Raw genomic sequence first — 16,538 nt, 5'->3', positions numbered from 1 at the left:
CGGACACCCTCCGGGCCGTCGTCTTCGGCGGCCTCACCCTGGCCGAGGCCGAGGAGGCCGGCGCACTGCACACCGAGGGCGACCGACAGGGTGCCGAGCGGTTCGTCGCACTGTTCCCGCGCCCCAGGGACCTGATCACGCCGCGTCACCGACAGGGCGGCTTGGTGTCGATCCTGGCACGACTGGCGCGTCCCTTGTCACCGAGACCAACGTCAGTCGGGCATTTTTCGCCCAGAACCAGACTCAGGTCGACCTCGACGCACCCCCCTTTCAGGCCAGCGGCCTGAGTCAGTCGGCCGCTCACCGACTGTGACCGTCGCGGCGTAGCGGTGGGCATCGACCTGTCGATCATGACGGCGAGCCCCGGCCTGAGCGTCGGTCACCTCAAGTCGCTCAGTGGAAGGCCCAGCACAGCCACCACCTCGACGGTCCGAGGCGCAGCCTCTCTTGGAGAATGCCGCTCGACGCGAGCGGCGATCCAGTCGGATGCATCGCAAGGCGGGTGTCGTCCTCGGGGTGGCCAATAGCGGGCGGCGCACGCTCATGCGACACTTCGGCGAAATCGTGGCAACGATGCAGTCGCAATGTCGCAACGGCTTCGGAGTGGTGACCAGATGAGCCCAGAGACCCGTACGCACCAGCAGACCGACCCCCAGACCGGGGCCGACCCGCACCAGAACGCCCCGGACCGCGACACGGCACCCGGCACAACGCCTGGCACGAGGCCCGACACGGCCAGATCCGCCGCCCGCGCCGAACCGGTCATCGAGACCAGGGCGGGCGACAGCCGGGGCGCACGCCTGCTCGGCCCACTGCTGCGCAGGACGATCCGCCGGCTGATGAACCGGGGGCGGCTGACCCCGAGGCTGCTGCGGCTGGCCTACCTGGTGGACTACCTGGGACTGTTGCTGCCGGCGCCGCGCGGCGCCCGGGTACGCAGGGTGGCGTTCCCCGGCTTCAAGGCCGAACTGGTGGCCGGAGCCGGCGTGCGCGGCTCGGAGAACACGGTGCTGTACTTCCACGGTGGCGGCTTCTTCAGCTGTGGTCTGCGCACCCACCGCAGGCTGGTGGCCAGGATCTCCCGCGCGGCCGGCGTGCCGGTGCTGAACGTCGCCTACCGCCAGTTGCCGGAGGTGAACCTGGCCGCGTCGGTACGGGACTGCCTCGAGGCGTACCGACTGCTGCTCTCCCGGGGGTACCAGGGCCACCAGGTCGTGTTCGGCGGCGACTCGGCGGGTGGCTATCTGGCGTTCGCGGTGGCGCTGGCGGCAATGGCGGAGGGACTGCCCGCGCCGGGCGGCATCGTCGCGCTGTCGCCGTGGCTGGATCTGGACTGCACGCACAGCGCCGCCCACCCGAACGGTGCCACCGACCCCTACATCCCGGTGCAGCACATCGCGGCGCTGCGAGCCCTGCTGGCCGGTCCGGACGACGCGCTCGAGTCACTGCTCGAGGCCGACCTGTCCGCGCTGCCGCCGGTGCTGATCCAGGTCGGCTCCGTCGAGGTACTGCGCTCGGACGCGGAACTGATGACCGCCGCACTCGCCGCGGCCGGGGTCGCGGTCCGCCTTCAGATCTGGCTGCGCCAGGTGCACGTGTTCCAGGCCTTCGCCGACTTCGTTGCCGAGGGCCACCTGGCCATTGACGACATCGGCGGCTTCATCCGCGCCACCACCCGCCGCGCCGACGACGCCGCGGCGGCATGATCGCGGTTAGACCTCGGCACGACCGAGATACCTCCCGAAGGAGTACCCATGCCCAGCCTCGACCGCGACGGCGACGTTTTTGTCCTCAACCTCGGCGACACCGAGAACCGTTGGCACCCGGACTGGCTGGCCAGCGCCAACAAGGCCCTGGACGAGGTGGCGGCGACCGAGGGCCCGCGCGCGCTGGTGACCACGGCCACCGGCAAGTTCTGGTCCAACGGGCTGGACCTGGAGTGGGCCGGTGAGCACCACGACCAGTTCAGCAGCTATGTCGCCGAGGTACACGCGCTGCTCGCCCGGGTTCTCGAACTGCCGATGCCGACGGTGGCCGCGTTGCAGGGCCACACCTTCGCCGCCGGCGCGATGCTGGCACTGGCACACGACTTCCGGGTGATGCGCGAGGACCGGGGCTTCTTCTGCCTGCCCGAGGTGGACATCCAGATCCCGTTCACGCCGGGCATGTCCGCCCTGATCCAGGCCAAGCTGACCCCGAGCGTCGCACTGGAGGCGATGACCACCGGCCGCCGCTACGGGGGCGCCGACGCGCACAAGGCGGCAATTGTCGACACAATTACCGCCGAGGATGCGGTGCTGTCCAGTGCAATCGAACTCGCCCGCCCGCTGGCCAGCAAACCCGGCGCCACTCTCGGCATGATCAAATCCCGAATGTTCCCCAATGCACTGGCCGCGTTGCGCAACGTCGACGCGAACAACTTCGGCTAACCATTCGATCCCGAAAATAGTTTGACGCCAGTTAGGCCGCTCACCTCACCATTCGTGCCGGCGATCGCTAAGAGTTACCAACGCGCCACCCGTTCGTTGAGAGTATTGCCAGGCGTGTAGCAGTGATCACCTTGACGGCGGGGGGCTTTACCTCGTCTGCTTGTCGGTAACAAGACCCGGACCGGGTGCGATGTTGTCACTAGGTCGGGGGGCCCTCGGGTCTTGCCGGTGAGCCTTTGAGGGGGGGCTTTCGTGTTGATGGTGATGCGATCGTGGAGAGAAGTCGCGCCGAGGCAGGGTTTTGTCAACGCCGCACGCGGCGACAGGGCTGACACTCCGACGAATCGCACATCCCGATGACGACCCCGTGGTGGTACTACGTGCTTGGCACACCACTCGGGGTTCTCGGGCTCATTCGATGGTCATTGTGGCTGGTCAGGCGGGTGCCCGCGGTGCTGTACGCCCCGGCCGGCGGTGACTACCGACTGCCGCTGAGCGTCGTCGTGCCGGTCTACCAGGAGAAGCCGGGCACGTTCACCCGCGCCATCGAATCGTGGCTGGCCAACGGGGTCGAAGAAGTCATCCTCGTGATCGACATCACCGACACCGTATGCATCGAAATTGCACGTCAGTATCCGGTGACCGTGATCACGACCGAAGTTCCCGGAAAACGCGATGCGCTGCGAGTGGGTTGGAACGCGGCCAGCACTGAGCTCGTCGCGCTGGTCGACTCGGACACGGTCTGGGCGCCCGACGTGGCCGAAGAGGTGTGCAAGCCGTTCGCGGACCCGCGCATCGGCGGCGTCGGAACCAGGCAGAACACCCACGACCGGCAAGGATTCCTGTCCCGGATCAACGACATGTTCCTTGATCATCGCTACTTCGACGAAAATGCGTGCCAGACCCGGTTCGGGCGGGCCGTGTCGTGTCTGTCCGGGCGGACCGCCGTCTACCGCCGCGCGCTGCTCCTCGAGGTCGAGCGCGACTTCATGACCGAGACGTTCTGGGGCGTGCCCTGTCTCTCCGGTGACGACAAACGGCTCACCACGCTCATCCTGGAGCGCGGTCACCTCACCTATCTGCAGCGCACCGCGCGGGTGTGGTCGACCTTCCCGACGGCGTGGGGACGCTTCGTGGCCCAGCGGCTGCGGTGGGCCCGCAACACCTGGCGCTCCGATCTGCGCGCGCTGTCGAGCCGGTGGGTGTGGAGCCACCCTTTCCTGGCGTACACGATGCTGGACAAGGCGGTCAGCTGCTTCACACTGCTGGTCGGGCCGGCGTTCATGACCTACGCACTGATCAACCACCACTGGCTGTTCGCCGCCGTGCTGGCCGCCTGGTGGCAGATCTCGCGCTCGGCGAAGCTGCTCCCGCACCTGACCCAGCGGCCGTCGTCGTTCTTCTACATCCCCAGCTATGTGGTGGTGTCCTGGGTGATGGCCCTGATCAAGATCTGGGCCCTGCTGACCATCCGGACCCAGCATTGGCTCACCCGTGACGTCGCCGTGCGGAACGGCCAGGTGGTACGCACCGCCGCGACCCAGGACGGAACAACATCGTGACCCGGAGCCCCCGCACGACCAGATCCGCCCGCGTGGCCACCGGCGCACTCGCGGCGCTGCTCATCGGCATGACCGTGCTTCCGGGCGCCGCCGCGGCACCGGTGCCGCGTGCCGCGGCCAGCTCCGAAACCGCCAAGTCCGACCCGGTCACGCTCGCCGCGCTGTTCGACAACAACAACGGTGACGGCGACCCGTTCGGCGGCAGCAACTTCGGCGCCCCCGGCCCGCCCACCATCACCATGGCGGAGATCCGGGCGGCCCGGGCCGCCGAGCAGGCCGCCCGCCGGGCCGCGCAGGCCGCCCGCCGGGCCGCGCACGCGAGGGCGATCGCCGCACACCGGGCGGCGAACGCCGCGCGTCGGGCAGCGAAGGCGCAGGCGGCGGCCAACCGGCGAGCGGCGCAGCGGGCGGCATCGGCAGCCTCCGCGCTCGCCAACTGGAACCGCACCGGCCGGCCGAACCAGCTCGTGATCGTGCGCGGCCGGCACATCGACCTTGTCGTCAACGGCCGGATGACCAACCGGGTGGTCCGCGCCGCCGGACCGCTCACGCTGGCCACACTGGCCAAGTACCTGCCCGCCGGCTGGCTGTCGCTGCCCGGTAACGGATCCGCCCAGCTGACCGCCTCGGTCGTGCTCACCGCGGGGACGCTGCTGGACAACGGCCCCGACGTGCACGTGCTGAACCTCGCCTCGGGGCCGAACTCGAACACCGCCGCCGGTCTCTGGGTGGGACACGCGACGCTGAACCTGCACGGCCTCACGGTCAATGCCGTCGACCCGCCGGCCGGCACCCCGGCCGCGACCGCACAGCGCGGCTTCCTGGTCGCCGGCAACGGCGGCACCCTGAACGTGGCCGACGCGACGCTGACCAACCTCGGCGCACCGCCACCGGTCAAACCCGTCGTCCCGCCGGCCCCCGCACCGAGCACGCGGGCGGTACCGGGCGCCCGTACCCCGCCGACCCCGGCACCCGCCCCGGTCGTCCTGCCCGCCGGCACCCGGAACGAGCCGGGCATCGCGTTCAGCCCGGGCAGCACGGGCTCGGTGGTACGCAGCACGCTCAAGGGCAACGGCATCGGCCTGAAGCTCGCCGGCTCGCGCAACGTGCACCTCGACACCGTGACCATGACCCAGTCCAAGGCGGACGGCCTGGTGCTGCGGGGTGATCAGGGCACCACGATGAAAGCGGTGCACAGCCAGCACAACGCCGGCAACGGCGTACTGGTCAACGGCGCCAGCTCACCCCGCCCGATCAGCGGCTTCGACACCCTGGGCAACCAGCGTTTCGGGCTTGCCGTGATCCGACAGAACCAACCCCAGATCAGCAACGTGACCAGTGTGGGCGATCAGGCCGGCGGGGTCCGGCTGACCGCGACCACCGGCGCCGCGGTGACCAACGTGAGCAGCACCGACAGCCCGGTCGGCCTCATCGTCAACGGCGGCAGCAACCACCTGAAGCTGACCGGCGTGCACACCAGGGGCGGCTTGCGCGGCATCGTCGCCACCGGCGGCGTCAGCGCCCTCGAGATCGCGTCGGCGCAGGTCACCGACGCGGGCAGGGCCGGCATCGCGGTGGCCGCCACCGACGCCAACCTGCACCAGCTGACCATCTCCGGCTCCACCACCGGGCTGCAGATCAGCGGCCGGGCAGCGCGCACCACGGTCACCGACGCACACGTCAGCGGCGGTCACACCGGCATCCGGATCGCCGAGGGCGCGAGTGTCGTGGCACTGAACCAGGTCACCACGGACGGGGTCAGCGGCACCGGGATCAGCACCGCCGCCCCGGGCACCAAGATCACCAACGCTCGGGTCACCGGCGGTACCACCGGGATCAACGCGCGCGCCGCGGCGGACATCACCAGCACCTCGGTCAGCGGCGTCAACGAGGCCATCCACAGCGGCCCGGCCGTCCAGGTCACCGGCAAGAAGGTCGATCTGCTCGCGGCCGCCACCGGCGTCAAGGTCGACCCCAACGGGGTGTTCCTGCTGACCGACTCCCGGGTGCGCGCGCACCTCGCGCTCCGAGGGCAGGTGGACCTGTTCGGTGCGAACACGATCAGCCCGCCGCCGTTCAACTGGGTCGGCGCGTTCGGCGTCCTGTTCATCGCGCTGGCCTTCCTGCTGGAGCTGGCACACTTCATCCGCCAGCGCCGCAAGGTGCGGGTCGCGTTCGCTCCGGTCAAGCGGGCAGTTCCCGTCCCCGCGACGGCGACAGCACCGGCACCGGCACCGGTCGCGGCCCACGTGGTGGTGACCCCGGCGATGGCCTCGGCGGTGGCCGGCGGCACGGTGGCCGGCAACACGGTGGCCGGCGGCGGCCGCGGCGAGTCCCTCCTGGAGATGGAGCCGCCCACCGAGGCCATCCCGATCGTCGCGCCGCCCAGCACCCCGACCGTGGCACCGCCCAGCACCCCGACCACCGGGGTCAAATGGCCGGCCTCGCCGAGGCGCGCGGCGGCCGCCAGGGCGACGATCGAGCGGGCGGACGAGCCGGCCTTCTTCGAGCCGGTGGCCGCCGAACCGGCGCCCTCCCAACCGGCAGCCGGCGAACCGGCAGCCTCCCAACTGGCAGCCGAGACCGGGCCGGCCGCGGACTTGGGTCAGGACCGGCCCGACCCGGCCGCCGAGTCCGAGCCGGAGCCCGCCGCCGGTGAGAGCGCCGGCCGGCGCCCGTCGCCCCGGCCGCGATCGCGCACCATGAGGCCGAGCCCGCGCCCGAGACCGACCCCGTACCGCCGTTCGAATGCGCCCGCCGCGGAAAGCAACGCCACCGACACTGCGACCGGTGACCAGCTGGAAACACACAGCAACGGCACTGGGCCGTCCGACAACGGCGACCGCACGGTCGAAGCCCCAGTGGCGGTAGACGCTCCGAACACGGGGGCCGAAGCTAATCGCCATGACGACACGGAGGACCCGGAGATCCGGGCGGCGTCCTAGCGGACCGGCCGGTAGCGGCCTGCTCGCGATGTTGTTCTGCGTCGGGCTGGCCCTCGTCACCGCCTGCGGTTCACACGGATCGGCGGGACGGGGCGGGCCGGGCCCGGCAAGCGGCACCCCGGGGCCGGCCCCGACCCCGGCGACGCTCGCGGGGTTCCTCGGCAACGGCCTGTCGTTCTGGGATCACGGCTCGTTCGGACTGGACCGGGCCGAGCTGCTCGACGACCCGGAGGCCCCCGGCGGCAAGGTGCTGCGGGCGAGCTACCCGAAGGGCTCCGCCTCACCGACAGCCGGCCGCGACGACAACGCCCCCGGCGGCGGCACCCAGGCCTACCTGCTGCTCGCCGAACCGAAGGACGCGCTGACCCTGCGGTACCAGGTGCGCTTCCAGCCGGGGTTCGAGTTCGTCAAGGGCGGCAAGCTGCCCGGTCTGTTCGGCGGCACCGCGGGCAGCGGCGGCGAGCACCGCGAGGACGGGTTCTCCACCCGGTTCATGTGGCGTACCGGCGGCGCCGGCGAGGTCTACGCGTACCTGCCGGAGCAGCAGGGCTACGGCGACAGCCTGGGGCGCGGCTCCTGGACGTTCAGCACCGGCGACTGGAACCAGATCGCGCAGCACGTCGAGCTCAACACACCCGGCCAGGCAAACGGCTCGGTGACCGTCTGGCTCAACGACAGCGAGGTGTTCCACCAGTCCGGGCTGATCTACCGGAGCAGCGCCGACCTGCACATCGACGGCGTCTTCTTCTCCACCTTCTTCGGCGGCGAGGACACCACCTGGGCGAGCCCCGCGGACCAGTACGCGGACTTCGCCGGGTTCACCCTGAACTGACCTGAACCGAACTGGACTGACCTGATCGGCCGGGCTACCGGGAGCAGGCGACGTCCGGGGTGGTCAGGTAGATGCTGTTGAGCCACACGTGCAGCAGCGTGTCGACGGCGCGGGACTCCTCGAGGGTCGGATGCTCGGCGGCGAAGACCGTGTGCATCACCCGCTCGTTCATCAGGTTCAGCGCGACCGCGAGATCCCGGACCGGTATCCCGGGCGGAGCGGCCCCCCGGTCCCGCTCGGACTGGATGATCTCCTCGGTCTGCCGGACCCACTTCTCCATCACCCGGGACCAGAGCTCGCGTACCTCGCTGTTGCCGGCCTTGGCCTGCGCGGCCGCCACCGCGACCGCCCGGTGCGCGCTGAAGGTGGTGAAGAACGCGCTGATCCCGGCCCGCCACAGCGTTGCCGGATCCTCGGTCGACTGCCCGACGAGCCCGAACGCCGCCGAGTCCGCCTCGACGTTCACCCGGTCCAGCAGGGTGAGCAGCACCGCGTCCTTGGACGGGAAGTAGAAGTAGAACGTCGGCCGGGAGATGCCCGCGCCCCTGGCCAGGTCGTCAATGGAGATCTCGCCCAGTGTGCGGTCCGCCAGCAGTCGTTCCGCGGTGGTCAGAATCGCCTGTTCGCGGTCGTCGCCGGACGGTCGGGTGCCGCGCCGGCTACGGGACGGCCGTGCCTTGTCGGCGGCGGGTAGCGGAGCCATGAGAGCGGATACTACACCCCGTTGAGTTACTCAACAGAGTGTTGACTGAGCTGACATACCGTTGGTACCGTGCCTCATGCCCGCAGAACACGTTGACGTACTGATCGTCGGTGCCGGTCTCTCCGGCATCGGCGCCGCCTGCCATCTGCAGCGCGAGAGCCCAGGCAAGTCCGTCGCGATTCTCGAGGCGCGCGGCGCCATCGGCGGCACCTGGGACCTGTTCCGCTATCCCGGCATCCGCTCCGACTCGGACATGTTCACCCTCGGGTACTCGTTCAAGCCGTGGACCAATGCCAAGGCCATCGCCGACGGTGACGACATCCGCGAGTACGTCCGGGAGACGGCCCGGGAGTACGGCGTCGAGGCGAAGATCCGGTTCCAGCACCGGGTGGTCAGCGCCGAGTGGTCCTCCGAGACCGCCCGCTGGACCGTGCACGCGCACCGTGACGACACCGACGAGACAGTGCAGCTGACCTGCTCGTTCCTCTACACCTGCTCGGGCTACTACCGCTACGACCAGGGCTACACGCCGGACTTCCCGGGTTCGGACGAGTTCACCGGCCAGATCGTGCACCCGCAGCACTGGCCGGCCGATCTCGACTACGCCGGCAAGAAGGTCGTCGTGATCGGCAGCGGGGCGACCGCGGTCACCCTGGTGCCGGCGATGGCCGAGACGGCCGCGCACGTCACCATGCTGCAGCGCTCGCCCAGCTACATCCTGTCGATGCCGGCGAAGGACGCGGTGGCCGACACCCTGCGCGACAAGCTGCCGGCCGGCGTGGCGTACCCGATCATCCGCTGGAAGAACGTGCTGCTGACGATGCTGATGTTCCAGCTCAGCCGCCGGGTACCCAGCGTGGTGAAGTCGGTGCTGCGCAAGGGCGTGACGGCCCAGCTGCCCGAGGGCTACGACGTCGACAAGCACTTCAAGCCCCGCTACGACCCGTGGGACGAACGGCTGTGCCTGGTACCGGACGGCGACTTCTTCAAGTCGCTGCGCGCCGGCCGCTCCTCGGTGGTGACCGACCGGATCGAGCGGTTCACCGAGAAGGGCATCCGGCTGACCTCCGGTGCCGAGCTCGAGGCGGACGTCATCATCACCGCGACCGGGCTGAACCTGCAGGCCGTCGGCGGCATGCAACTGACCGTGGACGGCAAGGACGTCAACCTGCCGGACACCGTCGCCTACAAGGGCATCATGTTGTCCGGTGTGCCGAACTTCGCCCTGACGCTCGGTTACACCAACGCCTCCTGGACGCTCAAGGCCGACCTGGTCGGCGAGTACATCTGCCGGCTGCTCAACCAGATGGACGCCCGCGGCCAGCAGATTGTCACCCCGTTGGCACCTGAGGCCGGCCAGCCGCTGACCCCGTTCCTGGACCTGAAGTCCGGCTACGTGCAGCGCAGCATCGACTCGCTGCCCAAGCAGGGGCCGGCCGCGCCGTGGAAGGCCTACCAGAACTACGTGCGCGACCTGTTGCTGCTGCGCCGAGGCCCGGTGGACGACGGCCTGCGCTTCGGCCGGGTTCCGCCGCTGGTTGCGGTGCCCACACCGGCCGCAACAACGGAAGCCACGCCGACCACCGCGTCCGCCTGAGCGGTCCCGCTCCAGTCCCGGTCAGGCCCTCGACGGCACCGTCCGTCGGGGGCCTGACCGTGTGCGCTCGAAACCTGACCGACGGCGAACCGATCCGCTATGCCGAGGCCGGCAGGGTCGGGTGCCGCTCGAACAGCACCGTCCCGCGCACGATGGCCTCCTTGTAGAGCGCCGCCAGCCGGCCGGTCAGCACCGCTTCTCGCGGGGTGTCGTCGGCGTGCACGAACTGGACGAGCCCGTCGCGGCGACCGAGGCTGATGCACTGGTTGAGGTACCGGTACCGCAGCGGACGCGGTTCCCGCCCGGCCAGCTCGGCGGCCATCGCCCGGACCGCCTGCTGGGCCGACGGCAAACCGGTGGCGCACGCCATCCGCAGCTCCAGCCCGTCCGCCCGGCGGATCGCCGCCGCGTCCCCGACACCGCTCACCTCGGGGTGCGACACCGAGCGCAGAGTCTGGTCCACGATCATCCGGCCGGCGCCGTCGACCGCGAGCCCGGCCCGGCGCGCGAGGTCGGACACCCGGAAGCCGGCCGTCCAGACCACGGTGGCCGCGGCAACATGATCACTCCCGGCCCCGGTACCGGGCGCCCGGTCACTCCTGGGCGAGTCACCCGGGGCCGAGTCACCCCCGCCGGCAAGCAGCAGGCCGTCCGCGCGGACCTCGGCCACCCGGGCGCACTCCCGGACGTCCACGCCGAGCCGCTCGAAGGTCCGCCACAGGTACCGCCGACCACGCAGCGACAGCGCCTCACCCAGCACGCCGCCGGTCACCAGCCGCACCTTGAGCCGCGGCAGCGTCTCGGCCAGCTCGGCGGCGGCCTCGATACCGGTCAACCCACCGCCGACCACCGCCACCGTTTCGCCGTCACCACTGTCGGCCAGGTGCGCGCGCAGCCGGGAGGCCTCCGGGTACGAGGCCAGCGGGTAGGCGTACCTGGCCGCGCCCGGCACCGAGTCGAGGTCGGCCTGGCTGCCGGCGGCGTAGACCAGCCGGTCGTAACCGAGCTCGTGCTCGCCGAGGCGCACCGTGCGGGTGCCAGCGTCGATCCCGGTCACCCGGTCGACGACGAGCCGTACGCCGGTACCTCGGAGCAGGCCGGCCAACGGCAGGTCCCGCAACGGCTGGCCGGCCGCCAACTGGTGCAGCCGCACCCGCTCGACGAACCGGTCACCGGCGTTGACCAGAGTCACCTCGGCACCGGTCCACCGGGCCGCGAGCTTGGCCGCCGCCAGGCCGGCGTAGCCGGCTCCGACCACCACGATCCGTGTTGTCATCCCACATCCCTCCGTCCCCCCTTGGACCCGGTAGCGGGGCGGATCGTGACAGCGCGGGAGCGTGGTCTAGCTCACACCGGTCCTGCCGAGGGGCACCAGCGCGAGCAGTCGCGCTCCTGAGCAGCGGCGACACTCAGAACCAGAAGGTCGGCTGCTCGATGCCGAGGCGGACCTTGGCGTACCGCTTCGTGGCGGCGGCCGAGAAATAGATGTGCTGCGCGGCGGCGTGGATGTCGCGGAAGCACCGCTGCACCGGGTGGTCGGCGTGCATGGCGCCGACGCCGGCGAAGCCGACCACGGTGTCGACCGCCTCGATCGAGGCTCGCATAGCCTGCTGGGCGGCTAGCAGGAACCGGGCGCGCTGCTCGACGGTCGGCACATCACCGGCGCGGGCGCTGTCCCACATGGCGCCGATGGTGTCGAAGACGAGGGCGCGCGCCGCCTGCAGGCCGCCCTCAGCACGGGTGAGCGCGGTCTGCAGGTCACCGTCGTCGGCGATCGGGCCCGGGCCCGGTGGGCGGAACTTGGTCGGTGCGAACCCCGCGAGCTCGTCCAGCGCCCGCCGGGCGACACCGAGCGGGAAGCCGACCAGGAAGGTGCCGACCAGGGTGAAGAACGGGAAGCGCCACAGTGGGCCGTCGTGGCGCGCCGGCTCGAAGAACGCGGCCATCGTGTGCCGCTCGGGCACCAGCACCGACTCTGCGACGACGTCGTGGCTCCCGGTACCGCGCAGGCCGGCCGCGTCCCAACTGTCGACCACCGAGCCACTGACGGCCGGGAACACCGCGAGCCGCCAGTCCGGTCCGCGCCCGGGCAGTAGCCGAGGCTGGTCGCCGTCGAACACCATGGCGCCGTTGATGAACAAGTCGGAATGCAGACAGCCGCTACTCATCGCCCAGCTCCCGCCCAGCCGGAGCTGGTCGGCGCCGACCGGGACCAGCCGACCGGTCGGCGCGAAGACGCACGCGCTGACCACGTCGGTCCGCCCGCCCAGCAGGCCAGTGGCGGCCACCGGGTCCAGCCAGGCCAGGAACGCGGTGCCGTTGCCGATCAGGACCGTCCAGCCGGCGGAGCCGTCGGCCCGGCAGAGTTCCTCGATGATCTCGACGATCACGGCGGGCGGTAGTTCCGCGCCACCGAGCGAGCGTGGCGTGGCCAATCGGAACAGTCCGGCGCCGCGGGCGTCCGCCACCAGGTCCGGCGGCAGTGTCCGGAGCTGCTCCGACTCGCGTGCCCTGGCACTGAACCGCGGCGCGATCGCGCGGGCGGCGGCCAGCGCGGCCTGGCTCGTGTCGACAGTGGGGTGCTCCGCCAGCATCAGCCGCTCCTGAACTATTGTGGTAGATGACCGTATATTCGATATAGGAGTCTCTACTCAAGTGGCCGAGTCCGTCAAGCCCACCCGGCGCTACGACACGACCCGACGGCGGGAACAGGCCCGGGAGAACCGCGGTCGGGTGCTGGCCGCCGCCAGCCGACTCTTCCTCGCGAGGGGGTACGCGGACACCGCGATGCCCGAGGTCGCCCAGGCCGCCGGGGTGTCCGTGCAGACGGTGTACAAGGCGTTCGCGAACAAGGCGACACTGCTCAAGGCGGTGTTCGACGTCTCGGTCGCCGGCGACGACGAGGCCACCCCGATGGCCGAACGGGACGTGATCGGTGCCATCCGGGCCGAACCGGATGCGGCACGGAAGATCACCCTCTACACCCGGCACCTCGCCGAAGGGGCGATGCGCCACGCCCCGCTGCAGCTGCTGGCCCGCGACGCCGCCCATGCGGACCGCGCGGCGGCCGAGGTCTGGGCGCAGATGCGGCAGGAGATGCTGACCGCGATGACCTATTTCGCGGAGGACCTGCTCGGTACCGGTCAGATTCGCCGCCACCTGGTCCTCGAGGACGTCCGCGACGTGCTGTGGACCTACCACGCCCCGGAGCTCTACGAGCTGCTCGTGCTGGAACGCGGCTGGTCAGCGGACCGCTATGGCCTCTTCCTGGGCGACGCCATGATCAACGCGGTGATCGCCGACGGTCCGGCCGATCAACTTGCGATGTCCTAGAGTCCCGAACCGACCACCCATCGCTACGATGTGAGCTGTGCCACATGGCGCACGGGGGTGAGTGGTGTCGGATTTCAGCGGTGAGCGCATCGCCGCCGCGGTGGTCGGGGTGCACTTTCCCGCCAGGAACTGGGAACTGCTGGCCTGGGCGGACTACAACGGCGTGGACTCCGACATGCGCCGGGCACTGTGGGCACTACCAGCGGGCAACTACCGTGACCTGGCCGATGTCGTGGCTGCCGTTGCCGCCACCTCGCGCCGAGGTGAGCCTCCCCGGAGCTAACCGGTCATCGGGCAACACCCGGGGTCTGAGCACTCCGCCAACTGGCCCAACGGGCCCAATCTGACCTCGCTACCGGGCGCACGCGCAGGGCCATTTGTCGGCCGCCCAAAAGTGTGTGATGCACATCTCCCCCGATTGGGGTACAAATAGAGGGTCCAGTGCAGACGCCAACCCCCCGGACGTCTGCTGATGGACGAAAGGCGCGGGGCAGTACGAAACGGGCAACCCCCCGACTCGTGATCGTGCCGCCCCGCGCCTGCCATCGCCGCCCGACCTCGACCCCGAAACTCCGCCGGCAGCGGCACGGGGCCGGTCGGGGCGGCACCTGGACCGGTCGGTCCACCGTGGGCGGACAATCATCCGGGAGTGGACGAATTCACCACGACCGAAACCCGTCGACTGAGTAAAATAGCGCGCCCGCAACACACCGGTCTTATCTCGGGTGGCGGTTAACCATTAGCGGCTTGGCATGGCCTCCGCACACCTGGTCCCATTATTCAATGGCGCGATCGCGCACCTCTGAGGCTAAGATCCACAACAACTGACCCCGAGGGAGCGGTCCCACTTCCTCGCCGACGAAAGAGACCAGCGGCGGATTAAAAGATTGCGGGCAATTGCCCTGACGGACCGCCACCGAGAGCCATCTCGGACAAGCGACCGAGCGGCGGGGTCAGCGTCGCCAAGGGCACCACAACCAGGAGGCAGCATCATGATCCACAGTCGTATCCTCACCGCCGTCGCGCTCGCGGTGACGATCACCGCGGCGGGCGCGGTCCCGGCATTCGCCGCCACTCCCACGGCCCCGCCGACCGTCACTCCGACGGCCGCCAGCTCGAATCTGATGGACCCGCCCCGGGGCAACCGGGACTACCAGCGCGGTTACCGGGCAGGCTTCGGAACCGGCCACAACGATGGGTTCTCGCAGGCCCGGCGGACGTGCCACCGGGAGAACCGGTTCGGCCGCAACCAGAGCCGGTCCACGCGCAATCAGAGCTACGACCGCGGCTACGGCGATGGTTACAACGCCGGTTACAACGGCGGCTTCGACCAGGGCCTGCGCCGGTTCTGCCACGGCCGCGGTCGCTGAGCGACCGCTGACCCCCGGCCAGTACCGCACCGCCCGATCGGCGGCTCCGAGGTACTGGCCGGGACGGGTCGGTAGAGCGCGCGGTGCCTGAAGTCCGACACCACGCTCTAATCCCAACGGTTACTGACGGTCCCTTTCCGGCACCGCCGGTCACTCCCGCAATAGCGGGCGGCGAAGCGCGACAAACGTTCTGGCCTATCGCGCTACCAGCACCCGCCGATCAGTGGACGACCCCGGCGCGCATAGTGAGTGCGACCATATGCGCGCGGTCGCCTGTGCCGAGTTTGTGCCCGATCCTGGCCAGGTGACTCTTGACGGTCAGCGGGGAAAGGCTCATCGCCTCGCCGATCTCCTTGTTGGACTGGCCGTCCGCGACCAGCTGCAGCACCTCGACCTCACGCGCCGACAAGTCGCGCGGAGTGTTGTCACTGCCGGGCACCTTCGCCCCGGTGACGAGCATCGGCGCCAGCGTCGGGTCAGCGTAGACACCGCCGCCCAGGACGTGCTTCACACCGTCGGTGACGACGGCGCCCGTGGCCGACTTCAGCAGGTACGCCTGCGCGCCGGCCTTGAACGCCGAGCGCACCGCGTACGCGTCGTTCGACGAAGCCAGCACCACGAGTCGTTTCCAGCCCATGGCGCGAAGCTCGGCCACAAGTTCCAGGCCGTTGCCGTCCGGCAGGCCGAGATCGAGCACCGCGAGGCCACAGGGGCCGGTGGCGCGGGCCTGGGCGCGCGCTTCGGCCAGCGAGGCGGCCTCGTACACGGTGCCAGCGCCCATGGTGCTCAGCCGCCCGACGATCGCCTCACGCAGCAGTGGCTGGTCATCGACCACCAGCACGCTGAATAACTCCTCCCGCTGCTGTGGAAGCAGCGCGGGAGGGCGCATCGCCGTGGTGCGGGGGACCTCACGGGCGCCGGGCACGTCCGGACGCCCGATCGAAGCGTGGACCGGGGCCCGCTCCGGCATCCTGGACTGGGAGATCGGAGCTGTGCCTACCAAGCTGTCCATAACAATCCTTCCTCCCGTCCGAGGGCGGGAGCATTATCGGCACTACCGGCGTGCGAATCTTCTTTTGGAATCTGTGGGGCTTTCGTTCAACGAACGCCGAGACCGCGGCTCCGTGCCGACTGGCTCGGCCGTCTACGCCGGCCCTCGCCTAACATCGGCGGTATTCGGGCCTGCGCCAGATCGTGGTGACCTGTCGGGTGCGCTGGCCGATGAGGTCGAGCAGCACATCGGTGTCGAAGTCAGGGAGCGAGCGCAGCTGTGCCACGAGCCTGGTCGTGGCCGGTTCGCTGAACCTGATCACGTGCCAGCGCCCGTCGGCGGTACCGAGCAGGAACGAGGCATGTTCCTGCCAGTCACCACCGCACGCGGTCCATACCGCGACCTCGGTCAGGTCGGCGACGCTGGCGAACAGCTGTCTCAGGTCGCTGTCGGTGATTCCGGGCGGGGCGGCCGGGCGCTGCGCGAGGCGGCGCAGCGAGTCACGCAGCGGAGTCCGCGGTGTGGGCGGCAACGGCGCGTAGCGCACACGGTCCAGTTGGATGCTGTGCGAAGGTGGGGTGTTCATGAGCTGCCTTCTGACTGGGGAAGCGAAAAGACAGGCGAAAGCCAAGTCGCGCAACTCCGCGAAACGGGAGGTCCTCGCGGTGCTCGCCACGGCTTACAACCGCTCTGACTGACAGATATCGGCCTCGTCGCCGAGCCGGGGAGCCACGACGAGGGCGGACTGATCGGTAATGCTTCGTCGGTGCGCGACG

General features: G+C 70.2%; 14 protein-coding genes. 9 read left to right on the top strand and 5 right to left on the bottom strand.

The features are described 5' to 3' along the window. Window positions 1-614 precede the first annotated feature (614 nt). From ACTXG6_RS08045 to ACTXG6_RS08025, 5 genes are all read left to right on the top strand, one after another. Window positions 615-1,706, top strand: coding sequence for an alpha/beta hydrolase fold domain-containing protein (locus ACTXG6_RS08045; protein ID WP_445187131.1), 1,092 nt, complete (start codon window positions 615-617; stop codon window positions 1,704-1,706). A 48-nt stretch (window positions 1,707-1,754) separates the two neighbouring features. Beyond that, on the top strand, window positions 1,755-2,429 hold the full coding sequence (locus tag ACTXG6_RS08040) for an enoyl-CoA hydratase-related protein (protein WP_445187130.1): 675 nt from the start codon (window positions 1,755-1,757) through the stop codon (window positions 2,427-2,429). A gap of 443 nt (window positions 2,430-2,872) precedes the next feature. Next, window positions 2,873-3,991 (top strand): glycosyltransferase, encoded by a 1,119-nt coding sequence (locus ACTXG6_RS08035; RefSeq protein WP_445187129.1) that lies wholly within the window; start codon window positions 2,873-2,875, stop codon window positions 3,989-3,991. Continuing rightward, window positions 3,988-6,936 (top strand): right-handed parallel beta-helix repeat-containing protein, encoded by a 2,949-nt coding sequence (locus ACTXG6_RS08030; RefSeq protein WP_445187128.1) that lies wholly within the window; start codon window positions 3,988-3,990, stop codon window positions 6,934-6,936. Before ACTXG6_RS08035 ends, ACTXG6_RS08030 begins: the two co-directional genes overlap by 4 nt. A 28-nt stretch (window positions 6,937-6,964) precedes the next feature. Next, entirely contained in the window at window positions 6,965-7,768 is an 804-nt protein-coding gene (locus ACTXG6_RS08025) for a polysaccharide lyase (protein ID WP_445187127.1), read from the top strand. 34 nt (window positions 7,769-7,802) lie between these two features. Here ACTXG6_RS08025 and ACTXG6_RS08020 read toward each other — a convergent pair whose 3' ends face one another. Further along, window positions 7,803-8,471: a TetR/AcrR family transcriptional regulator gene (locus tag ACTXG6_RS08020; protein WP_445187126.1), complete on the bottom strand. Its 669-nt coding sequence runs from the start codon at window positions 8,469-8,471 to the stop codon at window positions 7,803-7,805. Window positions 8,472-8,547: 76 nt separating this feature from the next. Between ACTXG6_RS08020 and ACTXG6_RS08015 the strand changes: the two genes are divergently transcribed. Then, window positions 8,548-10,068 carry a flavin-containing monooxygenase gene (locus ACTXG6_RS08015; protein WP_445187125.1) on the top strand — a complete coding sequence of 507 codons (1,521 nt, stop codon included), beginning with the start codon at window positions 8,548-8,550 and terminating at the stop codon, window positions 10,066-10,068. Window positions 10,069-10,165: 97 nt separating this feature from the next. Here the strand turns inward: ACTXG6_RS08015 and ACTXG6_RS08010 are convergent, their stop codons facing one another. Continuing rightward, entirely contained in the window at window positions 10,166-11,344 is a 1,179-nt protein-coding gene (locus tag ACTXG6_RS08010) for an NAD(P)/FAD-dependent oxidoreductase (RefSeq protein WP_445187124.1), read from the bottom strand. Window positions 11,345-11,477: 133 nt separating this feature from the next. Further along, window positions 11,478-12,662, bottom strand: a complete 1,185-nt coding sequence (locus tag ACTXG6_RS08005; protein WP_445187123.1) for an acyl-CoA dehydrogenase family protein — start codon at window positions 12,660-12,662, stop codon at window positions 11,478-11,480. A gap of 61 nt (window positions 12,663-12,723) precedes the next feature. Here ACTXG6_RS08005 and ACTXG6_RS08000 point away from each other — a divergent pair, with 61 nt between their 5' ends. The 3 genes from ACTXG6_RS08000 (at window position 12,724) to ACTXG6_RS07990 (ending at window position 14,771) form a co-directional block, all read left to right on the top strand. Then, window positions 12,724-13,401, top strand: a complete 678-nt coding sequence (locus tag ACTXG6_RS08000; RefSeq protein WP_445187122.1) for a TetR/AcrR family transcriptional regulator — start codon at window positions 12,724-12,726, stop codon at window positions 13,399-13,401. A 64-nt stretch (window positions 13,402-13,465) separates the two neighbouring features. After that, entirely contained in the window at window positions 13,466-13,684 is a 219-nt protein-coding gene (locus tag ACTXG6_RS07995) for a DUF2795 domain-containing protein (protein WP_445187121.1), read from the top strand. Window positions 13,685-14,393: 709 nt separating this feature from the next. Beyond that, entirely contained in the window at window positions 14,394-14,771 is a 378-nt protein-coding gene (locus ACTXG6_RS07990) for a hypothetical protein (RefSeq protein WP_445187120.1), read from the top strand. 220 nt (window positions 14,772-14,991) lie between these two features. On the opposite strand, the gene ACTXG6_RS07985 is transcribed toward ACTXG6_RS07990, so the two are convergent. Continuing rightward, window positions 14,992-15,552: a LuxR C-terminal-related transcriptional regulator gene (locus ACTXG6_RS07985; protein ID WP_445189947.1), complete on the bottom strand. Its 561-nt coding sequence runs from the start codon at window positions 15,550-15,552 to the stop codon at window positions 14,992-14,994. A gap of 379 nt (window positions 15,553-15,931) precedes the next feature. Continuing rightward, window positions 15,932-16,348, bottom strand: a complete 417-nt coding sequence (locus ACTXG6_RS07980; protein WP_445187119.1) for a hypothetical protein — start codon at window positions 16,346-16,348, stop codon at window positions 15,932-15,934. Window positions 16,349-16,538: the final 190 nt, after the last annotated feature.

This window comes from Pseudonocardia sp. Cha107L01 (genome assembly GCF_052566575.1).
The sequence above is the reverse complement of the archived record's forward strand: the minus strand, read 5'-3'. Positions and strand labels throughout refer to the sequence as shown.